The sequence below is a fragment of the Paenibacillus sp. ICGEB2008 genome (genome assembly GCF_000307675.1).
Taxonomy (GTDB): domain Bacteria; phylum Bacillota; class Bacilli; order Paenibacillales; family Paenibacillaceae; genus Paenibacillus; species Paenibacillus polymyxa.
Genome location: NZ_AMQU01000077.1, coordinates 1 through 765, shown reverse-complemented (window position 1 = coordinate 765; position 765 = coordinate 1). Strand labels below are relative to the sequence as shown.

Annotated in this window: 1 rRNA gene; it reads right to left on the bottom strand. The window is 54.5% G+C overall.

Annotation, left to right across the window (positions count from 1 at the left end):
• Positions 1–765 (bottom strand): 23S ribosomal RNA (locus C400_RS0126055); the annotation flags it as partial.

The window sequence follows — 765 nt, the reverse complement described above, 5'->3', positions numbered from 1 at the left end:
AATTTACCTGACAAGGAATTTCGCTACCTTAGGACCGTTATAGTTACGGCCGCCGTTTACTGGGGCTTCGGTTCATAGCTTCGCCCGAAGGCTTACCACTCCCCTTAACCTTCCAGCACCGGGCAGGCGTCAGCCCGTATACTTCGCCTTGCGGCTTCGCACAGACCTGTGTTTTTGCTAAACAGTCGCTTGGGCCTTTTCACTGCGGCCCCCTCAGGCTATTCACCCTACCGAGGCACCCCTTCTCCCGAAGTTACGGGGTCATTTTGCCGAGTTCCTTAACGAGAGTTCTTCCGCGCGCCTTAGAATTCTCTTCTCGCCTACCTGTGTCGGTTTGCGGTACGGGCACCTTCTCCTGGCTAGAGGCTTTTCTTGGCAGTCTGAGATCATGACCTTCGCTACTATAATTTTCGCTCCCCATCACAGCCCAGCCTTAACGATGTGCGGATTTGCCTACACATCAGCCTCACTGCTTAGACGGACATCCATCAGTCCGCGTCACTACCCTACTGCGTCACCCCATCGCTCATCACGGATTACGGTGGTACAGGAATTTCCACCTGTTGTCCTTCGACTACGCCTATCGGCCTCGCCTTAGGTCCCGACTTACCCTGAGCGGACGAACCTTCCTCAGGAACCCTTAGGCTTTCGGCGGATCTGATTCTCACAGATCTTTTCGTTACTCATACCGGCATTCTCACTTGAATGCAGTCCAGCGCTCCTTCCGGTACACCTTCAACCCGCATTCAACGCTCCCCTACCCCT